This is a genomic window from Leclercia sp. Marseille-Q4284, assembly GCF_916618945.1.
GTDB classification, from domain to species: domain Bacteria; phylum Pseudomonadota; class Gammaproteobacteria; order Enterobacterales; family Enterobacteriaceae; genus Enterobacter; species Enterobacter tamurae.
Genome location: NZ_CAKAKG010000001.1, coordinates 1,600,481 through 1,625,174 on the forward strand (window position 1 = coordinate 1,600,481; position 24,694 = coordinate 1,625,174).

At 57.2% G+C, this 24,694-nt stretch carries 22 protein-coding genes; 10 read left to right on the forward strand and 12 right to left on the reverse strand.

Annotated elements, in window-relative coordinates; genetic code table 11:
• Window positions 1-23: 23 nt before the first annotated feature.
• Window positions 24-596: a DUF1349 domain-containing protein gene (locus tag LG383_RS07425; protein ID WP_225758703.1), complete on the reverse strand. Its 573-nt coding sequence runs from the start codon at window positions 594-596 to the stop codon at window positions 24-26.
• A gap of 425 nt (window positions 597-1,021) precedes the next feature.
• A complete protein-coding gene (locus LG383_RS07430) occupies window positions 1,022-3,439 on the reverse strand; it encodes an excinuclease ABC subunit A (RefSeq protein ID WP_370635141.1) in 2,418 nt (805 codons plus the stop codon).
• 312 nt (window positions 3,440-3,751) lie between these two features.
• On the opposite strand from LG383_RS07430, the gene LG383_RS07435 reads away from it, so the two are divergent.
• Window positions 3,752-4,636: a LysR family transcriptional regulator gene (locus tag LG383_RS07435; protein ID WP_106993008.1), complete on the forward strand. Its 885-nt coding sequence runs from the start codon at window positions 3,752-3,754 to the stop codon at window positions 4,634-4,636.
• 61 nt (window positions 4,637-4,697) lie between these two features.
• Here LG383_RS07435 and LG383_RS07440 read toward each other — a convergent pair whose 3' ends face one another.
• The 6 genes from LG383_RS07440 to LG383_RS07465 form a co-directional block, all read right to left on the reverse strand.
• Entirely contained in the window at window positions 4,698-5,024 is a 327-nt protein-coding gene (locus tag LG383_RS07440) for a multidrug efflux SMR transporter (RefSeq protein ID WP_225758705.1), read from the reverse strand.
• The gene (locus LG383_RS07445) at window positions 5,021-5,347 is read right to left on the reverse strand and encodes a multidrug efflux SMR transporter (RefSeq protein ID WP_106993006.1); all 327 of its coding nucleotides are present in this window, start codon (window positions 5,345-5,347) and stop codon (window positions 5,021-5,023) included. Before LG383_RS07445 ends, LG383_RS07440 begins: the two co-directional genes overlap by 4 nt.
• A 210-nt stretch (window positions 5,348-5,557) precedes the next feature.
• Entirely contained in the window at window positions 5,558-6,580 is a 1,023-nt protein-coding gene (locus LG383_RS07450) for a methionine synthase (protein WP_225758706.1), read from the reverse strand.
• A 27-nt stretch (window positions 6,581-6,607) separates the two neighbouring features.
• Window positions 6,608-7,591 (reverse strand): DUF1852 domain-containing protein, encoded by a 984-nt coding sequence (locus LG383_RS07455; RefSeq protein WP_225759516.1) that lies wholly within the window; start codon window positions 7,589-7,591, stop codon window positions 6,608-6,610.
• 162 nt (window positions 7,592-7,753) lie between these two features.
• Window positions 7,754-8,524, reverse strand: a complete 771-nt coding sequence (locus tag LG383_RS07460) for a hypothetical protein (protein ID WP_106993004.1) — start codon at window positions 8,522-8,524, stop codon at window positions 7,754-7,756.
• Window position 8,525: 1 nt separating this feature from the next.
• Complete coding sequence (locus LG383_RS07465; RefSeq protein WP_106993003.1) at window positions 8,526-8,723, reverse strand: hypothetical protein; 198 nt, start codon at window positions 8,721-8,723, stop codon at window positions 8,526-8,528.
• A 175-nt stretch (window positions 8,724-8,898) separates the two neighbouring features.
• On the opposite strand from LG383_RS07465, the gene LG383_RS07470 reads away from it, so the two are divergent.
• Window positions 8,899-10,272, forward strand: a complete 1,374-nt coding sequence (locus tag LG383_RS07470; protein WP_225758707.1) for an FAD-binding oxidoreductase — start codon at window positions 8,899-8,901, stop codon at window positions 10,270-10,272.
• Window positions 10,273-10,340: 68 nt separating this feature from the next.
• Here LG383_RS07470 and LG383_RS07475 read toward each other — a convergent pair whose 3' ends face one another.
• On the reverse strand, window positions 10,341-10,604 hold the full coding sequence (locus LG383_RS07475; protein ID WP_225758708.1) for a hypothetical protein: 264 nt from the start codon (window positions 10,602-10,604) through the stop codon (window positions 10,341-10,343).
• Between the two features lie 290 nt (window positions 10,605-10,894).
• On the opposite strand from LG383_RS07475, the gene LG383_RS07480 reads away from it, so the two are divergent.
• The 4 genes from LG383_RS07480 (at window position 10,895) to LG383_RS07495 (ending at window position 14,799) form a co-directional block, all read left to right on the forward strand.
• Entirely contained in the window at window positions 10,895-11,170 is a 276-nt protein-coding gene (locus LG383_RS07480; RefSeq protein WP_032610935.1) for a metal/formaldehyde-sensitive transcriptional repressor, read from the forward strand.
• Window positions 11,171-11,199: 29 nt separating this feature from the next.
• On the forward strand, window positions 11,200-12,318 hold the full coding sequence (locus LG383_RS07485) for an S-(hydroxymethyl)glutathione dehydrogenase/class III alcohol dehydrogenase (RefSeq protein ID WP_106993000.1): 1,119 nt from the start codon (window positions 11,200-11,202) through the stop codon (window positions 12,316-12,318).
• 173 nt (window positions 12,319-12,491) lie between these two features.
• Entirely contained in the window at window positions 12,492-14,183 is a 1,692-nt protein-coding gene (locus tag LG383_RS07490; protein WP_225758709.1) for a methyl-accepting chemotaxis protein, read from the forward strand.
• Between the two features lie 163 nt (window positions 14,184-14,346).
• Window positions 14,347-14,799: an energy transducer TonB gene (locus LG383_RS07495; protein ID WP_225758710.1), complete on the forward strand. Its 453-nt coding sequence runs from the start codon at window positions 14,347-14,349 to the stop codon at window positions 14,797-14,799.
• A 40-nt stretch (window positions 14,800-14,839) separates the two neighbouring features.
• Here the strand turns inward: LG383_RS07495 and LG383_RS07500 are convergent, their stop codons facing one another.
• Both LG383_RS07500 and LG383_RS07505 read right to left on the reverse strand, forming a co-directional pair.
• The gene (locus LG383_RS07500; RefSeq protein ID WP_225758711.1) at window positions 14,840-17,218 is read right to left on the reverse strand and encodes a glucose/quinate/shikimate family membrane-bound PQQ-dependent dehydrogenase; all 2,379 of its coding nucleotides are present in this window, start codon (window positions 17,216-17,218) and stop codon (window positions 14,840-14,842) included.
• A gap of 280 nt (window positions 17,219-17,498) precedes the next feature.
• Window positions 17,499-18,422: a LysR substrate-binding domain-containing protein gene (locus LG383_RS07505; RefSeq protein WP_225758712.1), complete on the reverse strand. Its 924-nt coding sequence runs from the start codon at window positions 18,420-18,422 to the stop codon at window positions 17,499-17,501.
• Between the two features lie 274 nt (window positions 18,423-18,696).
• On the opposite strand from LG383_RS07505, the gene LG383_RS07510 reads away from it, so the two are divergent.
• Both LG383_RS07510 and LG383_RS07515 read left to right on the forward strand, forming a co-directional pair.
• Window positions 18,697-20,040: a VOC family protein gene (locus LG383_RS07510; RefSeq protein ID WP_225758713.1), complete on the forward strand. Its 1,344-nt coding sequence runs from the start codon at window positions 18,697-18,699 to the stop codon at window positions 20,038-20,040.
• Window positions 20,041-20,058: 18 nt separating this feature from the next.
• Window positions 20,059-21,591, forward strand: coding sequence for a carboxylesterase/lipase family protein (locus tag LG383_RS07515; RefSeq protein ID WP_370635142.1), 1,533 nt, complete (start codon window positions 20,059-20,061; stop codon window positions 21,589-21,591).
• Here LG383_RS07515 and LG383_RS07520 read toward each other — a convergent pair.
• Window positions 21,578-22,420 (reverse strand): LysR substrate-binding domain-containing protein, encoded by an 843-nt coding sequence (locus LG383_RS07520; protein ID WP_225758714.1) that lies wholly within the window; start codon window positions 22,418-22,420, stop codon window positions 21,578-21,580. The genes LG383_RS07515 and LG383_RS07520 overlap by 14 nt on opposite strands.
• A 110-nt stretch (window positions 22,421-22,530) precedes the next feature.
• On the opposite strand from LG383_RS07520, the gene LG383_RS07525 reads away from it, so the two are divergent.
• Entirely contained in the window at window positions 22,531-23,700 is a 1,170-nt protein-coding gene (locus LG383_RS07525) for a pyridoxal phosphate-dependent aminotransferase (protein ID WP_225758715.1), read from the forward strand.
• Window positions 23,701-23,711: 11 nt separating this feature from the next.
• Window positions 23,712-24,485, forward strand: coding sequence for an ABC transporter substrate-binding protein (locus LG383_RS07530; RefSeq protein WP_106992991.1), 774 nt, complete (start codon window positions 23,712-23,714; stop codon window positions 24,483-24,485).
• The last annotated feature ends 209 nt before the right edge of the window (window positions 24,486-24,694 follow it).

Below are 24,694 nucleotides of genomic sequence, written 5' to 3' on the forward strand. Positions count from 1 at the left end.
CTTTTATGGATGGCCTTGTGACATTAGCTCAAATCATGCAGTGCCTTATCCAGCGGCGGCGTTAAAAGGATGTCCTGAAACACGACATCCAGGCCAGCCCGCTCCGGAGTACAACACATTGTACCGATCTTGACCGGACCCGGCGGAAAATAGCTCAGGCGTATTAAAGGCCACGTCTGTCCCTCTGTTGAATACTGTAGTCTCAGGCTGTCTCCTTTACGCGTGAGCCTCAGCCAGAACGCTCGCGCATCGCCGGGAAAAATGCCTGTAGCCCAGTCGGAATGGCCGAGTGTCAGCACGCTGCCAATGGCGGGCGCGCCGTCGTTATATTCAACCCCCGCTTTTAACCAGTGCTGTTCATCACATATCAGCATCAGTCCGGCCTGATCGTACAGCGTGGTAAAGTCTGCGCAGATCTTGAGCTGGAAAGTAAAATCTCCCTCAACCTCAGTGGCAAAAACATGACCGGAAAAGCGTTCAAACCCGTACCAGGTTTCGCGCCAGAAATCCGTTTTGTCATCAGTGGTGACCTGTAGAGTGCCTTTCTGGCAATGCCACGTTGCAGGCTCATTTATCCAGGCGAACGATTTAAACATAACGGTTCCAAAAATGGTTATGGCTGACCGCAACGAATGCGGCTCAGAATTAAATCAGTATAGCTGTTAAGCAGTTTAACGCATTCAACAGTTTACCTGACTCTCCATGCCCCGCTGCGCTCTCCGTCCCGGTTTGATAATATCTACCGTAACCGGTTCCCTGAGTGCCAAAATTATTATGGAAGGTTAAATATGTTTTAACACTCTGGCGGGTACCCCACCGGCTATAACCCTGTCACGAATATCACGGGTCACGACACTACCTGCGGCAATAACAACATCATTGCCAATCTTTATCCCGGAAGAATCACCGATCTACCTCCAACCCAGACGCGGTCGCCGATAGTAACGTCATTCTCCCTCAAAGCGGACCCTTAGCGCCACATCCCCGTCCGCTCAGTAACCATGAGAAGATCTGACCGACGTTATTCCACAAGATCGCCAATCCGTTTTTTCAACCTGGCCGACAGATAGGGCGCGGTGAGGCTTTGCAGTGAGCGGCTGACCTCTTCCGGCGTGCCGGCCGCAACGAGTTGACCGCCGTTTTCGCCCGAGCCGGGTCCGAGATCGAGGATCCAGTCGGCTTCTGACGCAATCCGCATATCGTGTTCCGCCATCACTACCGTATCACCGCGCTGAACCAGCCTGTCGAGGACCCCCATCAGTTTATCCATATCTGCCGGATGCAGCCCTGTGGAGGGCTCGTCCAGCAGATAGAGCGTTTTACCTCGCTGCGCGCGCTGCAGCTCCCAGGCAAGCTTGATGCGCTGGCATTCACCGCCGGACAGCTCGGTGGCCGGCTGGCCCAGCTTCAGGTAGCCGAGGCCTAGCGAGGCAAGGGCGGCAAGGGATCGCTGGATGGTGTCGTTATTCCTGAAGACAGAGATGGCTTCGTCGACGGTGAGATCCAGCACATCCGCTATGGTTCTGTTGTGCCACCGCACCTCCAGCGTCTCGTCGTTGTAGCGACGTCCACCGCAGGCGGAACACGGCGCGCTCGCCTGAGGCATAAACATCAGCTCAATGGTGATTTGCCCCTGGCCCTCGCAGGCGGAGCAACGTCCGGCGGGCAGGTTAAAGGAAAATCGGCTGGCGTCAAAACCGCGTTTTTTCGCCTCGTCGGTTTCGGCAAAAAGCTTACGCACGGTGTCAAAAAAGCCGGTATAGGTGGCCAGATTTGAACGCGGCGTACGCCCGATAGGCCGTTGATCGATACTGACCAGACGCTTGAGGGAAGTACCACCCGCGGTGATGTGACCCTGTACGTCCGGCACCAGGCTCTCTTCCTCGTTATCTTCATCCTTTGGCGTTTTGTCGAGTCGCTGAAGCAGGGTAGGGAGCACCCGGGCCAGAAGCGTTGACTTACCCGAGCCGGATACGCCAGTGATAACGGTCATCCGTTCAAGGGGAATGCCGACATCCAACCCGTGAATATTATTGCTGGTGACCTGCTCAAGCTTCAGCCAGTGCTCGGGAAGCCGACGCTGGCGCAGGCCCGGACGGTGCTTATCGAACAGATAGCCTGCAGTAGGTGAACGAGATATCTGTCTGAGACCGGAAGGCGGGCCGTTATACACGATTTCGCCCCCCAGCCGTCCCGGCCCGGGACCAATCTCCGTTAACCAGTCGGCTTCGGCGATAACGTCCAGATTGTGCTCGACGATAACCAGCGAGTTGCCGGCCTCCAGCAGTAAGCGCAGGGACTGGAGCAGGGCGCGTACGTCCTCTGGGTGCAGGCCGGCCGCGGGTTCGTCAAGCACGTAGATCACGCCAAACAGCCGGGAGATAAGCTGCGTGGCCAGACGGATCCGCTGCAGCTCTCCGGACGACAGCATGGTAGTCCGCCGGCCGAGAGACAGGTGACCGAGGCCCAGCTTTTCGAGCTGATCGAGGCGACCGCAGATATCGGTTGTCATCCTGATGACGGCCTCCCGGACCGCGGCCTCGCTGGAGATCTGCCGGGAACGGCCTTCGGCAAAGGGTAAAAGCAGCGCTTTGAGCTGCGTTATCGTCAGCTCACCCATTTCGGCAATGTCGTGGCCTGCAAAGGTGTAAGCAAGGGCATTCTGGTTGAGCCGCTTACCCTGACACTCGTGGCACGGGGCAACGGTAATGAAGCGTGAAAGGCGTTTTTTCACCGAATCCTTACCGCCTGAGTAGCTCTGTAGCAGGTATTTTCTGGCGCTGGTATAGGTGCCGGTATAGGCGGGCTCGGTGCCTGCCGCGATTGCCTCCCGGCGCTGCTCCGCATTCAGCCCCATAAAGATGGGTACCGACGGCTGTTCGTCGGTGAAAAGGATCCACTTCCTGTCTTCTTCAGCCAGCGTGTTCCACGGGGCATCGATGTCGTAGCCCAGCGAATCGAGAATTGAACGCAGATTTTTCGCCTGCCAGCCGTTGGGCCAGGAGGCTATTGCGCCTTCGCGGATGCTTCGCGACCCGTCAGGGACAAGCGCATCGTCCCTGACTTCATGGATCATTCCCATTCCCTGACAGGCGGGGCAGGCGCCCTGGGGGTTATTAGGGGAAAATGATTCGGCGGGCAGGAACGGGACGTCAGCGGGACGGAGGCCCGCGCGGGAAAACAGCAGCCTCAGGGTGACGGAGATCCGCGTCAGGCTGCCTACCGTAGAGCGCTCCTGCGCCCCGGCCCGGCTCTGCTGCAGGGCAACGGCGGGCGGCAGACCGTCTATCCCATCCACGTCCGGGGCGGAAGCCTGTTCAATCAGGCGTCGCGCGTGCGGCGCGATGGATTCCATAAACCGACGCTGCGCCTCGGCATACAGTGTGTCAAACGCCAGGGAGGATTTACCCGAGCCGGAGATCCCGGTAAATACCACCATGGCGTCGCGGGGAAAGGAGAAGGAAACATCCCTGAGATTGTGTGTTCTGGCGCCGTGTACGCTGACGCTTGTGCTGATATCCAGAGGCTGTGCGCTTATGCTTGCTGATCGTTTTTCTGATGACATGGTTTCCTCTAAGAGCTCCGTTCTGATGAAGAAAGTCGGACAGACGGCCTGAGAATAGAACTTCAAGGGTAGACCTGAGAAGCGCATCGAACAATTGTCTGTTCCGGTAATTCAGTCGTGACGAAATGGAATGTAAGGATGGGATAAGATGGCCGGACTGCAACCCCCATTTCACAGGAGAAGAGGATGAACCTGGTTGACGGTATTACAGCGTTCGTGAAGATTGCCGACCTGGGCAGTTTCGCGGCCGCAGCGCGTGAGCTGAATATCTCCCCCTCAGCCGTGAGCAAGTTAGTCAGCAAAACCGAAGAGGAGCTGGGTACGCGGCTGCTTAACCGGAACACGCGCGGCTTAAGCCTGACGCAGGAAGGGGAGATGTTTCTTGAGCACAGCCGGGTCATTCTTGATGAACTGACGTCAGCAAAGGAAGAACTCTCGTCCATTTCAGGCGAGCCCAGAGGCAAGCTTCGCGTGAGTCTGCCCAATATGCCGTCTTTTTTCCTGCCGGTTATCAGCCGTTTTATGGCGCAATACCAGGCCGTAACTCTGGAGGTCGATCTCAGTGACAGGCTGGTAGATGTGATAGATGAGGGATTCGACGCGGTGATACGCGTCGGGCAGCTGTCGGATTCCCGGCTGACCGCCCGTTCACTCGGCAACTGCGCCATGAATCTGGTGGCATCGCCGGACTACCTCAGGAGATATGGCGTCCCTGCGACCGTGGACGATCTCCGTTCCCATACCTGCATCCAGTACCGCTATCCCTCAAGTGGACGGACCGAGCCCTGGCCACTGCAACATCCGGCATCCGGCGTTGTGGACGTTATCCCGTCACTCATCTGTAATAGCACGGACGTGCGTCTCGGGCTGGCGCTCGATAGTAAAGGTATTGCCTTTATGCCGGGGCTGCTGACGGAGAAATATATTGCATCAGGCGAACTGGACGTTGTGCTGGAAAATATCGTGGAACAAAATTATGAAATGAATCTGGTCTGGCCCACTAATAAATATGCGCCCTCAAGACTCAAAGCCTTTACTGATTTTATAGTGAATTATTTTACCGACAGGTAATACTGATTTAAAAAATGCTCTCTTTCATTCAATATCCTGTCTGAAAGAGAGGACAAATAAATCAAACAAGTTTCAGCATGATCGCGCTGAAGATAATAAGAGAAATACTAAGACCCTTACGCAGGTGGATTTTGTCATCGTTAATAAACACACCCACCGCCACCGCACCGACGGCACCCACCCCCGTAAAAATGGCATAGGCCACGGAGAGTGGGATCTCACGCATGGAGATACTCAGGGCGCTGAGTGCAACGGTAAAGAGTAAAATTGTGGCCAGAAGGAACATAACCTTACGACTTACACTGCCTGCATTAGCATAACCGTTGAGCGTGGAGATACCTGCAACCTCAAAGCATCCAGCCACGCATAAAATAATATAAGAGATCATGACTTTGCTCCTTTAACACCAATCACGCCCAGCATCAGAGTAACAACAAAAACGATACGAAGGAGTTCCGGCTGACCTCCGTGAGACAAGGTGTCTGCCATTTCGATGAGGACGACAAACAGGGTGCCGAGTCCGGTGTAAACCACGTAGGCAATACTCGCTCCGACATAGTTGAACGAAAGCATGAAGATGCCGAAACTGGCCACCACGCACACGACGGTTAAAAAGATTTCTACAGTGCCTTCAGCGTGTTTAAGCCCGTAAGCCCATGCGCATTCAAACAGCGCGCCAATAATAATAAGGAGTAAACCTTTTGTATTCATAACGACCTTCTGATTTTATTATGATGCCTGAATTTCTGGAATTAAATAATTTAATGGCTATTTTTGCGGATTATCCCGGGGCGTGAAAGAACGGGAAAAATAATAAGGTGAGGGGGTGATTCAGGCAATACGAATAAAGTGAATTTCAGAAGTGACAAAATGGAAAAGCCGGGGGCGCTTCGCTTGCCCGGCCTACGCTCGTACTAAATCTTATAGCTCTCTGCGAATAATCTCCGCCCCGGCACTTAAGGCATTGAGCTTGCCGTTAGCCACCTGGCGGGATAACGGTGCCATCCCACAGTTGGTTGAAGGGTAGAGCTTGTCGGCATCAACGAACTGCAGCGCTTTGCGTAAGGTGTTGGCAACCTCTTCTGGCGTCTCGATGGTATTGGTCGCCACATCGATAGCGCCCGCCATCACTTTTTTACCGCGGATCAGCTCCAACAGATCCATCGGCACGCGGGAGTTATGGCACTCCAGGGAGATGATATCGATATTCGAGGTCTGCAGTTTCGGGAACGCCTCTTCATATTGCCGCCACTCTGAGCCCAGGGTCTTTTTCCAGTCGGTATTGGCTTTGATGCCATAGCCGTAGCAGATATGTACCGCCGTTTCGCATTTCAGCCCTTCGATGGCGCGTTCTAATGCGGCGATCCCCCAGTCATTGACCTCGTCGAAGAACACGTTAAAGGCCGGTTCATCAAACTGAATAATGTCCACACCCGCTGCTTCTAACTCTCTGGCTTCCTGGTTGAGGATCTTTGCGAACTCCCAGGCCAGTTTTTCGCGGCTTTTATAGTGGTTGTCATAGAGGGTGTCGATCATCGTCATCGGACCCGGCAGCGCCCATTTAATCGGCTGGGTGGTGAGCTGACGGAGATATTTAGCATCCTCAACAAACACCGGCTTCTGGCGGGCGACAGCACCCACCACCGTCGGCACGCTGGCATCATAGCGATTACGGATTTTAACCACTTCGCGCTTCTCAAAATCGACGCCGCTGAGGTGCTCAATAAACGTGGTGACGAAATGCTGACGCGTTTGCTCACCATCGCTGACGATATCAATCCCCGCCCGCAGCTGATCGTCGAGGGATAAACGCAGCGCATCCTGCTTACCGGCGAGTAATTCCTCGTTTTCCAGCTTCCAGGGGGACCACAGGGTCTCAGGTTGGGCAAGCCAGGACGGTTTAGGCAAGCTGCCGGCTGTAGACGTGGGGAGCAATGTTTTCATAACAGGTGACCTTATATTTTTAATGAATCAACGCGCGTACTGAGCAGACCATTGCTCAAGAATATTCTTGTACGGGGTGATGAAATGTTTCTCAGTAAATTTGCCCTGCTCAATCGCTAACTGGCTACGCTCTTCGCGATCGTAAACGATCTTGGTTAAGGAGTGATCCTGGTTCGTCAGGCTGGGCTGATAATAGTGCCCGGCGACCGAGTTCGCGTTGTAAATCTCAGGCCGGTAGATTTTCTGGAACGTCTCCATGGTGCTGATGGTGCCGATCAGCTCAATAAAGCTGTAGTCATTCAGTAAATCGCCGATGAAAAAGAACGCCAGCGGGGCAGCACTGTTTGGCGGCATAAAATAGCGCACCTGCAGGCCCATTTTTTTGAAGTACGCTTCCGTCAGGGACGACCCCTGCTGCTGATATTCGATGCCTAATACCGGATGTTCATTCCCGATGCGTTGATAGACATTTTTATTGGAGACGCTAAGGCAGATCACCGGCGGCTTGTTAAAGTTCTGCTGGTACGCTTCTGAATTCACGAAATGCTTGAAGATATTGCCATGTAACGCACCAAAATCCTGCGGAATGCTGAACTCGGTCTGCTGCTTATTGTGATCCGGCAGCAAGACGCTGAAATCATAATCCCGGACGTAGGAAGAGAAGTTATTCCCGACAATACCTTCAATACGCTCGTTGGTTTTTTTATCGACAATATTGGTTTTTAATATTTCGATTGCCGGGAAGGTGAAGCGGTTATCTTCCGCATCAATATTCATCTCGACAGAGATAATGTCCAGCTCAACGGTATAACGATCGCCTTTGGGGTTATCCCAGTGGGCGAGGGCGTTAAAACGATTATCGATCATCGCTAAGGTATTACGCAGGTTCTGCTGGCGGTTGTCGCCCCGGGCCAGATTGGCAAAGTTAGTGGTAATGCGCGTGTTTTCTGAGGGATTGTAATTCTCATCGAACCGACTGCGTTTGATCGTAAAGGTGAAGTCTTTATTCATCGTCATCTCACTTCCTGAGCGCTGGCCTAAAGAGTGAAACGATTTCATTTCACTCTTTATGTTATTGATACGTTAATGCATCTTTTATGCCAGAGCCCCGGAACGAGTGAAAGCGACTAAATTTCACTACAACATGAGCCATCTTCATGATCGCTGAACCGATCAGTCAATTTTCTCCGAACGCTGCTCCAGATCCAGCGCGCTGGCACTGGCCGGATCGAATAATGAGAGACTTTCAATTTGATCCAACATAATCACTTTTCGAAAGGCCATCGCGCTTCTGGGCTGGGAGTCGAGGGTGATGTCATGGTCGGCATACCACTTGCTGTAATTATGCTCAATGCACAGGTTCAGCGTCGTACCGTCACGGTAGCCGCTGAGCATCGGGATCAGCACGATATTGGCCGTCTTTTCGTATTCCAGCGTCGCGGTATGGATCATACCGATGTAAATGCGTCGCGACTTGAGGGTCACCAGCGCCAGTTCACCTTCCTCCATACACTGATACAGCAACTGCTCGATACCGCTTGATTGCGACAGGCGTTTATACAGCTGTTTCCGGCCTTCGCCGTCCAGCCTGGCGCTGCCCGCCCAGTTGGAGCGATAGAGACAAAACAGGATCGCAAAGGCCAGCATTATCACCACCGGCGCCTGGATGCCCAGAAAGCTCCAGTTCATAAAATCCACTTGCCAGTTAGCGTCGGGCTGCGCAGTAAGATGGAAGGTATTGGCAGCCCAGGAGACCCCGAGCAGCAGCAGCCAGAGCAGGCCAGTGGCGATCACCCCCTGCAGGACGAAAATACAGCCATACAGCGCGACCAGAAAATAGACATCCCAGCCAAAAGAACGCTTAATTTTAAACCGGGTGGAGAGGTCGCGGCTGGTGTACCAGTATCCGCACACCATCAACACCATAAATATCGCCGTTCCCATATCAGGCCCTCTTCAGCGCGTTAACATGGCGCAGAAAGTCCTCACGCACCTCTTTGCTCTTGTAGTTGACCGAGGCGTTACCGTCCTGATCGATAATAATACGGTCGCCGTCCTCGACGGCTTCAATGATTTCCTGCTGACTCATTACCTGCAGCAATGACTCCGGGCTGGAGAAGATCGACATGACCAAACGTCTCATCGCGGGGCATCCTTATAAACAAAAAGGTTAAGTCTGGCCGATCCCGGCTGGGGCTGCCTTAAGGTTATGCTGAAAATTTCCCTTACGGGTACACCTGAATAAATCCCGCTTCACACCCTCATGACGCGCGAAACCCACCATAATTAGTAGGGTTAAACAACGCCAGGGGATAATCATGAAGGTCACAATCGATGAATTTAAAACGCACTTCCAGGGGGAAGTGCTTCTTCCGGACGATGCTGGCTACGACGAGGTGCGCCAGATCTGGAACGCCATGGTCGACCGCAAACCCGCAGTAATCGCACGCTGCGCGTCAACGGAAGATGTTATTCGGGCCATTCAGTTTGGTCGCACGCAAAATCTGCTCATTTCGATCCGCGGAGGAGGACACAACATCGCCGGCAACGCCGTGTGCGACGACGGGCTGATGATCGACCTCTCGCTGATGAAGGACGTGCAGGTGGACCCGACCACCCGAACGGCCAGCGTCGGGCCAGGCTGCACGCTGGGGGATTTTGATCGGGCGGTGCAGGTCCATGGCCTCGCCACACCGCTGGGCATCAATTCGACCACCGGGGTGGCCGGCCTGACGCTCGGGGGCGGTTTCGGCTGGCTGAGTCGCAAGTACGGCATGACCATCGACAACCTGATCTCGGCAGAAGTGGTCACGGCAGATGGCCGACAGCTTTACGCCAGCGAATCAGAAAATGCGGATCTCTTCTGGGGCCTGCGGGGCGGGGGCGGTAACTTCGGGGTGGTAACACGCTTTGACTTCCGGCTCCATCCCGTTGGGCCGGATGTGCTAAGCGGGCTGATCGTCTTTCCGTTTGAAGAGGCAAAGCAGGTGATCACCCAGTTTGCCCGCTTCACCTGTAGCATGCCGGAAGAGCTCAATGTCTGGATGGTCACCCGCAAGGCACCACCGCTGCCTTTCCTGCCTGAAGCGTTTCACGGGAAAGAGATGGTGGCGCTCGCCCTGTGCTATGTCGGCCATCCTGAAATGGGAGAGCAACTTATCGCGCCGCTGCGCGACTTCGGGACGGTGATTGGCGAGCACGTCGGCGTGCAGCCCTATGTCGCCTGGCAGCAGGCATTCGATCCGCTGCTGGCGAAAGGGGCGCGCAACTACTGGAAGTCACACAACTTCACGCAAATCAGCGACGGGGTGATCGATGCCATCGTCGACTACGCGGCCAGACTGCCGTCACCGCACTGTGAAATATTTATCGGGACGATTGGCGGTGAGACGACCCGCATCGCCCCCGAAGCCATGGCCTACTCCAGCCGGGATGCGAATTACGTGATGAACGTACATGGCCGCTGGGAAACCGCCGCCGAGGATGAGCGCTGCATCGCCTGGGCGCGGGCGTTCTTCGCCCAATCCCAGCCTTTTGCCAGCAGCGGGGCCTATATTAACTTCCTCACTCAAGAGGAGACCGACCGCATCGCCTTCGCCTACGGTGCGACCTGGAACCGGCTGGTGGAGATCAAGAGCAAGTATGACCCGACAAATCTGTTCCGGATGAATCAGAACATCAAGCCGGTATGAGGTCGGGCAGGACGCATCAGCTAAGCCAGTCCGCAGCGAGTCGGACTGGCGTTTAGCGTTAACCGGGATCAGTTCTCTTCAGATTCACTTTCCGCGTCGTTATCGCCACCAAAACTGAGCAGTTCGGAGACTTTCATATTGCCGATCTCCTCCGCTTTCTGCTTAACGCTGTCGATTTGCTTGTTCGTCTCTTCCGACAGGGTAGAGGTGAGAGCGCTCTGTTTAGCTTTTTCCATTTCGCTGTTCACGGAGTGGGTTAACGCCTCTACCGAGGCATTCGCCTCCTGGGTCGTCTCTTCAACTTTGGATTTCGCTTCCTGCGAGAGCTCCATATCACAGCCCGCGAGGAGAACGCTTCCCGCAAGGAGGAGTGCCGGGGTAAGTTTTATCATAGTGGTGCAGGCCTTTTTTATTATCCGGACGTGTCGCAACGTCGTGGTGGGGGTATTTGCCAACATGATGACATGCCGCTTTGATATTTATTCGAGCGATAAAGTAAGAAAGCGCAAAGTTGGGTAAGCCAGTGGGACGTCACCTTTACCGGGCTGCGTAGATATCACGGTTTACATCGCGGTAGCAGATCGCATACCATACCCCCCTACAGTATCCAGGAGCCCCTCCCATGCCACATTCACCTGAAGATAAAAAACGTGTCCTGACGCGCGTGCGCCGCATTCGCGGGCAGGTCGATGCCCTGGAGCGGGCGCTCGAATCCGGCGAACCCTGCCTCGCCATCCTGCAGCAGATCGCCGCGGTGCGCGGGGCGGCAAACGGGTTGATGGGCGAGATGGTTGAAATTCACCTCAAAGATGAGCTGGTGACGGGCGAGACTACCGCCGATCAGCGGGCCGTCAGAATGGCAGAAGTCGGTCATTTGCTGCGCTCTTATCTAAAATAAACACCTGACATCACTAAAAGGAAAGCAAGATGAAATCACGTGCAGCTGTTGCATTTGGCCCAGGCCAGCCGCTGAAAATTGTTGAGATTGATGTGGCACCGCCGAAGAAAGGCGAAGTGCTGGTCAAAATCACCCACACCGGCGTGTGCCACACCGATGCGTTTACCCTGTCGGGTGACGATCCGGAAGGCGTTTTCCCGGCGGTGCTCGGCCATGAAGGCGGCGGCGTGGTGGTGGAAGTCGGTGAGGGCGTCACCAGCCTGCAGCCGGGCGATCACGTCATCCCGCTGTACACCGCCGAGTGTCGCGAGTGTAAGTTCTGTAAATCCGGCAAAACCAACCTCTGCCAGGCGGTTCGCGCCACCCAGGGTAAAGGCCTGATGCCGGACGGCACCACCCGTTTCTCGTACAACGGCGAGCCGATCTATCACTACATGGGCACCAGCACCTTCAGCGAATACACCGTGTGTGCAGAAATTTCTCTGGCGAAAGTGAACCCGCAGGCACCGCTGGATAAAGTCTGCCTGCTGGGCTGCGGCGTCACCACCGGGATTGGTGCCGTGCACAATACCGCCAAAGTAAAAGAGGGCGATACCGTCGCGGTATTCGGTCTGGGCGGGATCGGTCTGGCGGTGATCCAGGGTGCGGTGCAGGCGAAAGCCGGACGCATTCTGGCCGTGGATACCAACCCGGAGAAATTCAAGCTGGCCGGAGAAATGGGCGCGACCGATTTCATCAACCCGAACGACTACGACAAGCCGGTGCAGGAGGTGATTGTTGACCTCACCGACGGCGGCGTCGACTTCAGCTTCGAGTGCATCGGTAACGTCAACGTGATGCGTGCGGCGCTGGAGTGCTGCCACAAGGGCTGGGGCGAAAGCGTCATCATCGGCGTGGCCGGAGCCGGGCAGGAGATCAAAACCCGTCCGTTCCAGCTGGTGACCGGTCGCGTCTGGCGTGGTTCTGCCTTTGGCGGCGTCAAAGGCCGTACCCAGCTGCCGGGCATGGTAGAAGATGCGATGGCGGGCAAAATTCAGCTCGATCCGTTCATTACCCACCGTCTGCCGCTGGACCAGATCAACGAAGCGTTCGATCTGATGCATGAAGGCAAATCCATCCGCACCGTTATCCATTTCGGCGATAACTGATCGATCTTTTCTCCCGCTGTGCCTTTACGGGCAGCGGGACGACATTTCTTTAAAAATCATTGCGAAAGTGTGACCCGTGTTGCGATCTTAGCCGTAATCAAATTCCTTGTAGTGCCGATGACTATTTTACAGGCGTGTTTGCACGCATCTTACCTCTAAGAGAGTCAACGGCTATGGACAAAACAACAACAGTTCGGGCGCAACATAAGCTGGGCTTCCTGCATCACATCAGGCTGCTTCCGCTTATCTCCTCGATTTTGGGTGGTATTATTTTGCTGTTTGCCCTGAGCGCCGGGCTGGCAGGCTATTTTTTACTGCAGGCCGATAAGGATCTGCGGGATGTGACCGCTGAAATCCAGGTGCGTACCGGGTTATCCAACAGTTCAAACCACCTGCGCACGGCGCGTATCAACATGATCCACGCGGGTGCCGCCAGCCGTATCGCGGAAATGGAGGCGATGAAAAAGAACATCGCCGAAGCTGAACAGCGTATTAAACAGTCCCAGGCAGGCTTTGCCGCCTATATGGATCGCGGCGTTCGTACTCCGGCGGATGAAGCGCTGGATGGCGAGCTGAAATCCAACTATCAGGCCTACATCGACGGCCTGCAGCCGATGCTGAAATATGCCAAAAACGGCATGTTCGAAGCCATCATCAACCATGAAAATGAGTCGGCGCGTCCGCTGGATGACGCCTATAACGTGGTGCTGCTGAAGGCGATCAAGATCCGTACTGACCGCGCCACTATGCTGACCGAAGAGGCGCACACCCGCACCCAGATGGGGCTGATCTTTATGGTCGGTGCCATTGGTCTGGCGCTGGTGATGACGGTGCTGACCTTTATTGTGCTGCGTCGCACGGTGATTAACCCGCTGCAGCGCGCGGCGAATCGCATTGCCCATATCGCCAAAGGCGACCTGACCCTGGCCGAGGATCTGACCGGACGCAGCGAAATTGGCCGTCTGACCCACGACCTGCAAACCATGCAGCGTTCGCTGGTGGGCACCGTTGGCACCGTGCGTCAGGGCGCGGAAGAGATCTACCGCGGCACCAGCGAAATCTCGGCCGGGAACACCGATCTCTCATCCCGTACCGAACAGCAGGCTGCGGCCATTGAGCAGACGGCAGCCAGCATGGAGCAGCTGACCGCCACCGTGAAGCAGAACGCCGATAACGCCCATCACGCCAGCAAACTGGCGGAAGATGCTTCCGGTAAAGCCAGCCGTGGCGGCCAGATGGTCTCCGGGGTGGTGAAAACCATGGGCAACATCTCCACCAGCTCGAAGAAAATCTCTGAGATCACCGCGGTGATCAACAGCATCGCTTTCCAGACCAACATCCTGGCGCTGAACGCCGCGGTGGAAGCGGCCCGCGCCGGTGAGCAGGGCCGTGGGTTTGCGGTGGTTGCCAGCGAAGTGCGTACGCTGGCCAGCCGCAGCGCCAACGCTGCGAAAGAGATTGAAGGGCTGATCAACGAGTCGGTGTCGCTTATTGACCAGGGCTCCGGGGAAGTGGTTGCTGCTGGTAACACCATGAGCGAGATCGTGGACGCGGTGAAACGCGTGACCGATATTATGCTGGAGATCGCCGCCGCCTCAGACGAGCAGAGCCGTGGCATTGTGCAGGTCAGCCAGGCGATCTCGGAGATGGATAAAGTGACCCAGCAGAACGCCTCGCTGGTGGAAGAAGCCTCCGCCGCCGCCGCCTCGCTGGAAGATCAGGCTGCCCGTCTGACCGAAGCAGTAGGTACCTTCCGTCTGCACGGTATGACCCAGACCCGCAGCAGCAGCACAGTTGTCCCGGCCACTGCAGCCGTACCGCTGCGCCCGGCCGTTGCCGATGGGGATAACTGGGAAACTTTCTGATCCCAGCGCGTATCCAGCCCGGTGGCGGCTACGCCTTACCGGGCCTACAAACCGTAGGCCCGTGCAAGCGAAGCGCCGCCGGGCAAAAAGGGTTCATGTTTCGACATGAACCCTTTTTTTATTCCCCGCTATGCTGGTTGTAAGGGCTGAAGAGGAACAGGCGATGAGACAATTTATGCAGGTGGTTTGCGCCGCGTGGCTACTGGCCGGATGCGCATCAGGCGGCAGCGTGGGGATTGGCGGTGTAGGGATCGGCGGAGGCGGGGGGAGCAGCGGCGTAGGGGTTGGTCTCTCCTTTCCGGTGGGCGGCAGCACGTCGACCGCAGACAGCGGCCAGGCGGACTGCGACGGCGACGTTTATCGGGTGCAACCTCGCTATCCAGAGCAGGCCGCGGCGCAGAACTACTCCGGCAGAGTCACGGTGTCGTTTAACGTCAAGCTGAACGGAAGGGCGGCGGACTACGAGGCTGCGGGGGACAAACCCTTCTTCGACGAGACAAAGCGGGCAGTGATGCGCAGCTGCTGGCCAGCCGGGGTCAGGCAGAATCTGGTGGCAAGTTACCAGAACGGCAAGACGGCGACCTGGGTCGAAAACTCTCTGTCCGGCACACCGTAAAGACAAAAAAAACCGGCCACATCAGTGGCCGGTTTCACCATTACTGCTTATCAGGCAAGGCGTACGCGATGATGTAATCCCCGCGATCCGGTGACTGACGTGCGCCACCCGCATTGATGATGATGTACTGCTTCCCGGTTTTCGGGGACACGTAGGTCATCGGCCCGGACTGGCTGCCCACCGGCAGACGGTCTTTCCAGATCTCTTTCCCGTTGGCGGTATCGAACGCGCGCAGGTAGAAGTCCTGAGTCCCGGCGAAGAACAGCAGGCCAGACTGGGTGGAGAGCGATGCCCCCAGGGTCGGCATGCCGATTGGGATTGGCATGTGCATGCGAATGCCCAGCGGACCGGTATCTTCAACGGTACCCACCGGAACCTGCCACACCAGCTTGCCGGACTTCAGATCGACCGCAGACATGGTGCCGAACGGCGGTTTCTGGCACGGAATGCCCAGCGGCGACAGGAAACGCTCACGCATGGCGCCAAACGGTGTACCGTCCATCGGGACGATCCCCATCTCAATCCCGCTGGCGTTTTTAGCCACATTGGCGCGCGGCACCATGTAGTTCGCCAGCCCCAGACGCATATCGTTAACGAACATCAGGCTATTGTTCGGGTCCACCGACACGCTGCCCCAGTTCATCCCGCCCAGAGAGCCCGGGAACTGCAGGGAGCGATCCAGACCCGGCGGGGTATAGACGCCCTGATGGCGCATCTCTTTAAACTGGATGCGGCACAGCAGCAGGTCAACCGGCGTCGCGCCCCACATATCCGACTCGTGCAGGGTCTGGTTGCCAATCATCGGCATGCCCACCGAGTACGGCTGGGTAGGGGAATAACGCTCGCCCTCGACATTCCCGGCAGGCACCGGACGCTCTTCCACTTTTGCCACCGGCTCGCCGGTTTCGCGGTTGAGCATGAAGATCATGCCCTGCTTGCTGGTCTGCACCAGCACCGGGGTCGAGCCGCCTTTATCATCCGGCAAATCGTACAGCAGCGGCTGAGAAGGCAGGTCGAAATCCCACAGATCGTGATGGGTGGTCTGGAAATGCCAGCGGACCTGACCGGTCGCGGCATCCACCGCCACAATCGAGGAGCTGTATTTATCGTCCAGCTCGGTACGTTCGCCCGCGTAGAAGTCTGGGGTGGCGTTACCGGTCGGGAGGTAGATCAGGTTCAGCTTCGCGTCATAGGACATCGCTGACCAGACGTTCGGCGTCCCGCGGGTGTAGGTCTGGCCTTCCGGCGGCAGGCCGGTGAGGTTTGGATTGCCTGGATCCCAGGCCCACGCCAGTTTCCCGGTATGCACGTCGTAAGCACGGACCACACCAGGCGGTTCACCGGTGGAGAAGTTATCCGCCACGCGTCCACCTACGACCACCACATTACCCGCCACCAGCGGGGTGGAGGTCTGCTGATAGTAGCCAGGCTTGATTTCACCCATGCCCACACCAAGGTCAACCACGCCGTGGTCGCCAAAGTCGTCGCACAGCTGACCGTTATCGGCATTAAGCGCAATCAGACGGGCATCGGTGGTCGGCAGGAACAGACGGCGCGCACAGGCGGCAGGTTGAGTCTCTGTCGGTGACGTTGTCACCTTGGTGGTCTCTTCGAAATAGCCCAGCCCACGGCAGCGCTGCCAGTTTGGCGCAGTGGCTTTCGAATCGTAACGCCACTTCTCTTTCCCGGAGTCCACGTCCAGCGCCAGCACTTTGCTGTACGGAGTACAGACAAACAGCGTATCGCCAATCTGCAGTGGGGTGTTCTGGTCTTCCGCGCCGGAGCCGTTGCTCTGCGGAATGTCGCCGGTATGGGCAACCCAGGCCACCTTCAGATCGTTCACGTTCTGCTTGTTAATCTGGTCCAGCGCGGCAAAACGGTCGCCGTGGGTGGTGTTACCCCAGTGCGCCCAGTTCTTCTGCTGCTGACCTTCGGCGACCGGTTTAACCGGGACGGGTTCGTTAGCCGCGACCAGGGTTTGTGGCTTAAACATCCAGCCGATGCTCACCAGCATCACCACCGCCAGCACGGCAGCAATGGTGAACGCCGGGGCTTTGTTAACCGGTTGCTCTGCGCCACGCAGGAACGGCCAGACGATGGCGGCGAGGAAGGCCAGCACCGCCAAGGTGAACAGGCGCGAGAACAGCGGCCAGAAATCCCAGCCCGCGTCGCTCACGGCCCAAACCAGCGAGGCGATAAACGCTACCGCGTAAAGGATGATGCCGCTGGCGCGACGGCGCGCAATGAGGAACGCGGCGATCAGCATCACCACACCCATGATCAGGAAGTACCAGCTTCCCCCTACGGTGGCGAGCTTAAAGCCCAGCCCACCGACCGCCAGCCCGATGAGTGCCATCAGACCGACCAGCAGCCACAGCAGGATCCGGGGGAACCCACGTAGCGAATTACCTAAAGCCATTTCTGTCTCCTGAAATAATCTTGTCTTCGCTGGCCAGACAGCATTGCATCTGAACCAAATGGGTAACAGAAGAGAAGATCCATGATGAAAAAGTCGGACATAACGCCTTTATAGCGTCTTGGAGATCACCGCTGCGTTATTTGAATGAACCATTTGGTGAAATCGGCGGGTATGATAAATCTGTTAAATTGTTTTGCGCAATTGTTAATGAATGATTTCGCATTATTTGAGTAACGGAAACAAAAAGCCCGTCATCAAGACGGGCATAGAGGAAGTGTGATCACACCGGCATGGATTTACGTATCGCGCTGAGCAGCGTCTGGGTGGCGGTGGAGAGTGGGGCCTCCACGCGGGTTAATACCCCAATCGGTTCGCCGGGGCTGGAGGTGGTTACCGGCAGCGCCACCAGCGTGCCCTGGCGCAGATCCTCTTTCACCGCGCCGGAAGGCACGAACCAGACATAGTCAAAATCGACCGTCAGCTGGCGCGACAGGGAGGCCGACAGGGTTTCGATACAGCCCGACGGCAGTTTACACCCCTGCGTTTCCAGCAGTGTTTCTGCGGTCTGGCGCGGAACGGTGCCTTTCGGGGAGACCACTACCGGCCACTCCATCACCCGGCTGAGGGTCACGGTATCATTGAGGATCGGATGACGCGGGCGCACCACCAGCTTCAGGGATTCGAGGAACAGCAGCTCATAGTTGAGGCCGCTCATCAGCTCCGGGTCCGACATTCTGCCGATCCCCAGATCCAGCTCCCCGGACTTCAGCCCCGCCAGCAGCATGGTGTTATTCATGGTCGCCACCTGCAGCGTGATGTTGCGCTGCTGCTTGTGAAACTGGCCGATAACCGCAGGCAGAATGCCCAGCGCTGCGGTAGGGAGAGCCCCAATGCGCACCACATCCCCCGGCACGTCGTTACGCCGCGTCAGCGACTGGCCCGCCGTATTCAGGGCATCAAGCACTTTAACGGCGTGGGTCAGGAATTGCTCTCCCACCAGCGTCAGCTGTGCACCCAGTCGTCCCCGGTCGAACAGGCGGGTACCGGTCAGCTGCTCCAGCTCGTTCAGCGTTTTGGAGAGCGCAGGCTGGCTCAGATTAAGCGTCTCAGCCGCACGCCCCAGCGTTCCCTGTTGAGCGACGGCCACAAAAGTGTGCAGATGGCGCAGACGAATGCGCTGACTAAACAAACCATTTTTTTCCATAGGCGATGTTAAAAACAGAGGTAGCGAAGTGACAAGTAAAGTTGTTTAATTTTGATAACCTGCTAGCAAAATATTATTAACATTCAATCTAATTGAGTAACAAGCATTTTTTGAAGATGTCCATAAAGAGTTGTGCAGACGCCTGAATCGGTTAACGTCGTCACCACTCAGGAAATGAACAGCGCTCCATCTGGATCACAAATCGTAAATTCTTCCCGACGGTCGCAATGGCCTTCTCTACACTCCAGGTAATATTCACTGGAGGCATTAAATCATGGCGAACAACATCACGGCTGATGATATTCGGGAGAACTTTTCACAGGCGATGTCGGCAATGTATCAGCAGGAAGTTCCGCAATACGGAACGCTGCTGGAGCTGGTCGCAGATGTGAATCTGGCGGTACTGGAAAATAACCCGAAACTGCATGAGCAACTGGCCAACGCGGATGAACTGGCTCGCCTCAACCTCGAACGCCACGGAGCAATCCGTGTCGGTACGGCCCTGGAGCTGGCCACCCTGCGGCGGATGTTCGCCATTATGGGGATGTTCCCGGTCAGCTATTACGATCTCTCCCAGGCCGGGGTGCCGGTCCACTCCACCGCGTTTCGTCCGGTTGACGATGCCGCCCTGTGCCGTAACCCGTTTCGAATTTTCACCTCGCTGCTGCGCCTCGATCTGATCGACAACGTTTCCCTGCGCGAGCAGGCGGCAGAGATTCTGGCCCGCCGCAACATCTTCACCCCCCGTTGTCTGGAGCTGATTGCCCTGCACGAGGCGGAAGGGGAATTCACCCCGGCACAGGCTGAGGAGTTTGTCCATGAGGCGCTGGAGACGTTCCGCTGGCACCGCCATGCCACGGTGGATCACGACACTTACCAGGCGCTGCACAACGAACACCGGCTGATTGCCGACGTGGTCTGCTTCCCGGGCTGCCATATCAACCACCTGACGCCGCGCACCCTGGATATCGACCGGGTGCAGGCCCTGATGCCGGAGTACGGCATTGAGCCGAAGATGCTGATTGAGGGGCCGCCGCGTCGGGAGGTGCCGCTTCTGCTGCGTCAAACCAGCTTTAAGGCGCTGGAGGAGCCGATTCTGTTTGCAGGCGAACATCGCGGAACCCATACCGCTCGCTTCGGTGAGATCGAGCAGCGCGGCGTGGCGTTAACCCCGAAAGGACGGGAGCTGTACGATCGCCTGCTGGCCGAGTCCGGTACCGGCAAGGATAACCTGACTCATCAGCTGCATCTCCAGGAGGTCTTCCGGGCCTTTCCCGACAGCGATATCTTCCTGCGCCGTCAGGGGCTGGCATGGTTCCGCTATCGCCTGACCCCGGCGGGCGAGTCGCACCGGCACTCTTTTGGCCCCGGGGACGATCCTCAGCCGCTGATTGAGCGCGGCTGGGTGGTGGCCCAACCCATCACCTATGAAGATTTCCTCCCGGTGAGCGCCGCCGGGATCTTTCAGTCGAACCTCGGGAATGAAACCCAGGCCCGCACCCACGGCAACGCCAGCCGCGATGCCTTTGAGGAGGCGCTGGGGTGCCCGGTGCTGGATGAGTTCACCCTCTATCGGGAGGCGGAGGAGCGCAGCAAGCGGCGTTGCGGTTTGCTCTGAAAACGGTACTCTGCGGGGATGAGTCAGCAATGTAAGGTCAGTATGGAAAACGCCTCATCTCAGATCATTACCACGCGCCAGGGGGCGCTAAGCGGCATCACGGATGGTGATGTGCAGAACTGGCGCGCCATTCCCTACGCCGCGCCGCCGGTGGGCGCATTGCGCTGGCGCTCACCGCAGCCTGTTGAAAGCTGGCAGGGCGTGCGACAGGCCACCACCTTTTCACCGTCGAGCTGGCAGAGCAGTGAGTATTGCCAGCAGCTGGGCGGGGGCGATCCGGGGCGTTTCTCGGAAGATTGCCTCTACCTGAACGTCTGGTCGCCGGTTCAGCGTCCGGAACCCCTCCCGGTGATGGTCTGGCTGCACGGGGGCGGCTTTACCATTGGCGCGGGCGGGTTGCCGCCCTATGACGGGAAGGCGCTGGCACAGCGCGGCGCGATTGTGGTGACGCTGAACTACCGGCTGGGCCATCTGGGCTTTTTTGCCCATCCGGCGCTGGAAAGGGAAGAGGAGCGGGTGGTGCATAACTTTGCCCTGCTCGATCAGATTGCCGCCCTGGAGTGGGTGCGGGACAACATCGCCCGGTTTGGCGGTGACCCGCACAACATCACCCTGTTTGGCGAGTCCGCCGGCGCGCGCAGCGTGCTGTCACTGCTGGCCTCACCGCTGGCAAAGGGGCTGTTTCATAAGGCGATTGTTCAGAGTGGATATACTCTGCCGGATACGCCCCGGGAGCAGGCGCTCAGAAAGGGCGAGGCGCTGGCGGCTCATTTTGGGCTGCAAAACGCTACCGCGGAGCAGCTGCGGGCGATCCCGCCGGAGGCGCTCTGGCCGCTGACGGCCCCGCTGAACGTGGCACCTGCGCCCATCGTCGGGGATTGCGTGTTACCCGATCCGATGCTGGAGGTCTTTTTCGCCGCCCGCCACCATCCGGTGCCGATTATGGTGGGCTCCAACAGCGACGAAGCCAGCGTGATGGCGGTGTTTGGTATCGATCTCGCGGGGCAGATCCAGAAGCTACGCCGGGAGCGGCGGCTGGGGCTGGGGTTGATCAAGCTGCTCTATCCGGGGGTGAAGGATGATACCGAGTTAGGGCGCCAGGTGTGTCGGGATATGGCCTTCACCACCCTGGGGTTTGTGGTGATGCAGGCTCAACGGCGGATAGGGCAGCCATGCTGGCGCTACTGGTTTGACTATGTCGCCGAAGCCGAGCACGCCACCTACGTTAACGGAGCATGGCACGGCAACGAGGTGCCGTATGTGTTTGATACGCTTACCCTGGCCGAGCCCGCCCGGCACTATGTGAATAACAACGACCTGGCGTTCTCAGCCCAGGTTGCCGATTACTGGGTTAACTTCGCCCGCCACGCCAGCCAGACGTGCGATATCCTGGATGGCCCGACGCGCTGGCCTGCCTGTCACCACGGGCGGGACGTACTGCTGCGCATTGGAGTGAATAAACATGCGGGATTTAAGCTTGAAAATCGCTTTATGCGCGCCCGAATGGTGCTGTTTAAACGGGTGATGAAGCACCACGTCAGCCTGGATTAAGCAGACACTCGCGAAAGGCGGCCAGTCCGGCCGCTTTGTCGCGCGACTCCCGCAGCACCAGCCGGTAGCTGGCCCCGGTTCTGACGCTGCTGGCGTAAGGCCGCACCAGCCGCCCGGCGCGGATGTCTTCCGCTACCAGCGTCTCATCGGCAATCGCCACCCCGAGCCCCTGAATGGCGGCGGTGATCGCCAGATCCATAGTGTCGAAGTGTTGATTTTTGTGCATGACAGACGGCTGTGCGGTCTGTTTTTCCAGCCACAGCGACCAGTCGGTCTTATCCCGGGTCGGGTGCAGGAAGGTGAGCGACTCCACCGCTGACCCCTGGCGCAGGGGGCTTAACACCGGGGTTAACGCCTCCTCAAACAGCAGATCCCCGGCGCTGAGCTGAGTGCCAAACACAATGGCGGCATCGTAGGATTCGGTTTTGAAATTAACGCTGTGCTCGTTGGTGGTGGTCAGGGCGATCTGCAGTTCAGGCTGCTCGCGCTCCACCTGCAACAACCGCGGCACCAGCCAGCGCATGGCGCAGGTGGGGACTTTAAGACGCACCACGGTTTGCTGGGCGCGGGCCTGATCCACCACCGTCAGAAACTGTTCATACGAGGCGCGCAGATCCGGCAGCAGGGCGCTGCCCTGGGAGGAGAGGCGCAACCCGCGGGCGTGGCGCTCAAACAGCGGAAAGCCGAACCAGCTTTCGAGGGCGGCAATCTTGCGGCTCACTGCCCCCTGAGTCAGACACAGCTCTTTAGCGGCATGAGTCAGGTTCAGATGCCGCGCGGTAACAATAAAGGCCTCAACGGCGGTAAGCGGGAACGAGCGACGCGACACGGAACCTCCAGGTATGATTTTTTGTCATGGCTATTATGACAACAATTCGATTGTCGCCACAATAGCCTTCAGGTTGAATAGTTATGCACTCTCTACCAGAGGAATTTCCGATGACGCTGCGTACTCCGATACAACCCCGTTCCAAACTGCCGGACGTTGGCACCACCATTTTTACCGTTATCGGTCAGCTCTCCGCTGAGCACAATGCCATCAACCTTTCCCAGGGTGCGCCGAACTTTGAATGCGATCCGGCGCTGATTGCCGGTGTCCACCGGGCGATGCAGGCGGGCCATAACCAGTATGCGTCGATGACCGGGCTGGCACCGCTGAAAGCGCGCATCGCCGATAAAATCGCCTCGCTGTATGGCACGCAATACGATCCCGCCAGCGAAGTGTTGATCACCGCCAGCGCCAGCGAAGGGCTTTACTCCGCCATCAGCGGGCTGGTGCATCCCGGCGACGAGGTGATCTACTTTGAACCTTCGTTCGACAGCTATGCGCCAATTGTGCGTCTGCAAGGCGCGACCCCGGTCGCTATCAAGCTGACGGTGCCGGATTTCGCGGTGAACTGGGATGAAGTCCGCGCCGCCATTACCTCGCGCACGCGGATGATCATCATCAACACGCCGCATAACCCGAGCGGGCAGGTCTTCTCTGCCGACGACCTGCAACAGCTGGCGGCCATTACCCGCAACACCGATATCATCATTCTCTCTGACGAAGTCTACGAGCACGTGGTGTTTGACGACGTGCCGCATCACGGCATGGCGACCCATCCCGGGCTGGCGGAGCGCAGCGTGATCGTCTCGTCGTTTGGCAAAACCTATCACGTTACCGGCTGGCGCGTAGGCTACTGTGTCGCTCCGGCGGAGCTGATGGACGAGATCTGCAAGATCCATCAGTTTTTAATGTTTTCAGCCGATACACCAATGCAGTACGCTTTTGCCGAGCATATGGCCGACCCGCAAACCTGGCTGTCGCTGGCGGCGTTTTACCAGCGTAAACGCGATCTGCTGGTTAACCTGATGGCGGATTCACCTTTCCGTCTGCTGCCAAGCGCTGGCTCGTTCTTTCTGCTGGCGGATTACAGCCACTTCAGCGACGAGCGTGACAGCGAGATGGTGAAACGGCTGATTGTTGACCACGGCGTTGCCACCATTCCGCTGTCGGCGTTTTACACCGACGGGACAGATAACAAATTAATCCGCCTCTCTTTTGCGAAAGATGAGGCAACATTACGGGCAGGTGCGCAGGCCCTGTGTCGGGTAACACCACGCTAAGGAGTTCAGTCATGAAATTAAAAGCCTTCGTTGTCGGCCTGGGATTGCTGTGTTCGTTCTCTTCCATCGCCGCAACAGAATTACGTTATGGCGTAGAAGCCGAGTATCCGCCGTTTGAGAGCCGTAACGCCTCGGGTGAGCTGGAAGGGTTTGATATTGAGCTCGGGAACGCCATTTGCGCCGCCGCCGCGCTGAAATGCAGCTGGGTGGAGACCTCGTTTGACGCGCTGATCCCGGGGCTGGTGGCCAAGAAATTCGATGCTATCAACTCGGCGATGAACATCACCGACCAGCGTCGTCAGAGCATCGACTTTACCCAGCCGATCTACCGGATCCCATCCCAGCTGGTGGGCAAGACCGGTACCGCGGTCGATGCCACCCCGGAAGGGCTGAAAGGCAAGACCATTGGCGTGTTGCAGGGTTCCATTCAGGAGACCTACGCCAAGGAGCACTGGGAAAAGCAGGGCGTTACCGTGGTGTCCTATAAAGATCAGAACATGGCCTGGGGCGACCTGCTGAACGGGCGTATTGACGCCTCGCTGGTGATGTCTGCCGCCGGGCAGGCCGGATTCCTCAGCAAGCCACAGGGGAAAGGCTTCGGCTTTATCGGCAAGCCGGTGGCGGATGACACTATCCTCGGAAGTGGGATCGGTTATGGTCTGCGTAAAGGCGACGAGGCCACTAAGAAGCAGCTTGATGCCGCCATTGATAAAGTCCGCGCTGACGGCACTATCGATAAGCTGGCGAAGAAGTACTTCCCGGGTATCGATGTCAGCGTAAAATAACAACAATTTCATCTTTTAGCCCCTGGCGTTGATGTCCGGCAGGGGCTTTTTTATACTTTTCTTTACCTCCGTTTCGGGCAATTCTCCTCGACAGAAAAATCTTTCCCCCTTTGCGCAGATTCTCACCTGTCAATAATTGGATTCTTAATCATTTTTGTTTAGGCTGTGCCCTCTTAATGATGTTCTTTCTTGCCGTTGTTTCGCCGATG

Bases quoted from the DNA above. Each gene is read 5' to 3' on its own strand.
- LG383_RS07425 (WP_225758703.1), bottom strand. From the start codon at position 596: ATGTTTAAATCGTTCGCCTGGATAAATGAGCCTGCAACGTGGCATTGC.
- LG383_RS07430 (WP_370635141.1), bottom strand. From the start codon at position 3,439: ATGGTGGTATTTACCGGGATCTCCGGCTCGGGTAAATCCTCCCTGGCG.
- LG383_RS07435 (WP_106993008.1), top strand. From the start codon at position 3,752: ATGAACCTGGTTGACGGTATTACAGCGTTCGTGAAGATTGCCGACCTG.
- LG383_RS07440 (WP_225758705.1), bottom strand. From the start codon at position 5,024: ATGATCTCTTATATTATTTTATGCGTGGCTGGATGCTTTGAGGTTGCA.
- LG383_RS07445 (WP_106993006.1), bottom strand. From the start codon at position 5,347: ATGAATACAAAAGGTTTACTCCTTATTATTATTGGCGCGCTGTTTGAA.
- LG383_RS07450 (WP_225758706.1), bottom strand. From the start codon at position 6,580: ATGAAAACATTGCTCCCCACGTCTACAGCCGGCAGCTTGCCTAAACCG.
- LG383_RS07455 (WP_225759516.1), bottom strand. From the start codon at position 7,591: ATGAATAAAGACTTCACCTTTACGATCAAACGCAGTCGGTTCGATGAG.
- LG383_RS07460 (WP_106993004.1), bottom strand. From the start codon at position 8,524: ATGGGAACGGCGATATTTATGGTGTTGATGGTGTGCGGATACTGGTAC.
- LG383_RS07465 (WP_106993003.1), bottom strand. From the start codon at position 8,723: ATGAGACGTTTGGTCATGTCGATCTTCTCCAGCCCGGAGTCATTGCTG.
- LG383_RS07470 (WP_225758707.1), top strand. From the start codon at position 8,899: ATGAAGGTCACAATCGATGAATTTAAAACGCACTTCCAGGGGGAAGTG.
- LG383_RS07475 (WP_225758708.1), bottom strand. From the start codon at position 10,604: ATGGAGCTCTCGCAGGAAGCGAAATCCAAAGTTGAAGAGACGACCCAG.
- LG383_RS07480 (WP_032610935.1), top strand. From the start codon at position 10,895: ATGCCACATTCACCTGAAGATAAAAAACGTGTCCTGACGCGCGTGCGC.
- LG383_RS07485 (WP_106993000.1), top strand. From the start codon at position 11,200: ATGAAATCACGTGCAGCTGTTGCATTTGGCCCAGGCCAGCCGCTGAAA.
- LG383_RS07490 (WP_225758709.1), top strand. From the start codon at position 12,492: ATGGACAAAACAACAACAGTTCGGGCGCAACATAAGCTGGGCTTCCTG.
- LG383_RS07495 (WP_225758710.1), top strand. From the start codon at position 14,347: ATGAGACAATTTATGCAGGTGGTTTGCGCCGCGTGGCTACTGGCCGGA.
- LG383_RS07500 (WP_225758711.1), bottom strand. From the start codon at position 17,218: ATGGCTTTAGGTAATTCGCTACGTGGGTTCCCCCGGATCCTGCTGTGG.
- LG383_RS07505 (WP_225758712.1), bottom strand. From the start codon at position 18,422: ATGGAAAAAAATGGTTTGTTTAGTCAGCGCATTCGTCTGCGCCATCTG.
- LG383_RS07510 (WP_225758713.1), top strand. From the start codon at position 18,697: ATGGCGAACAACATCACGGCTGATGATATTCGGGAGAACTTTTCACAG.
- LG383_RS07515 (WP_370635142.1), top strand. From the start codon at position 20,059: ATGAGTCAGCAATGTAAGGTCAGTATGGAAAACGCCTCATCTCAGATC.
- LG383_RS07525 (WP_225758715.1), top strand. From the start codon at position 22,531: ATGACGCTGCGTACTCCGATACAACCCCGTTCCAAACTGCCGGACGTT.
- LG383_RS07530 (WP_106992991.1), top strand. From the start codon at position 23,712: ATGAAATTAAAAGCCTTCGTTGTCGGCCTGGGATTGCTGTGTTCGTTC.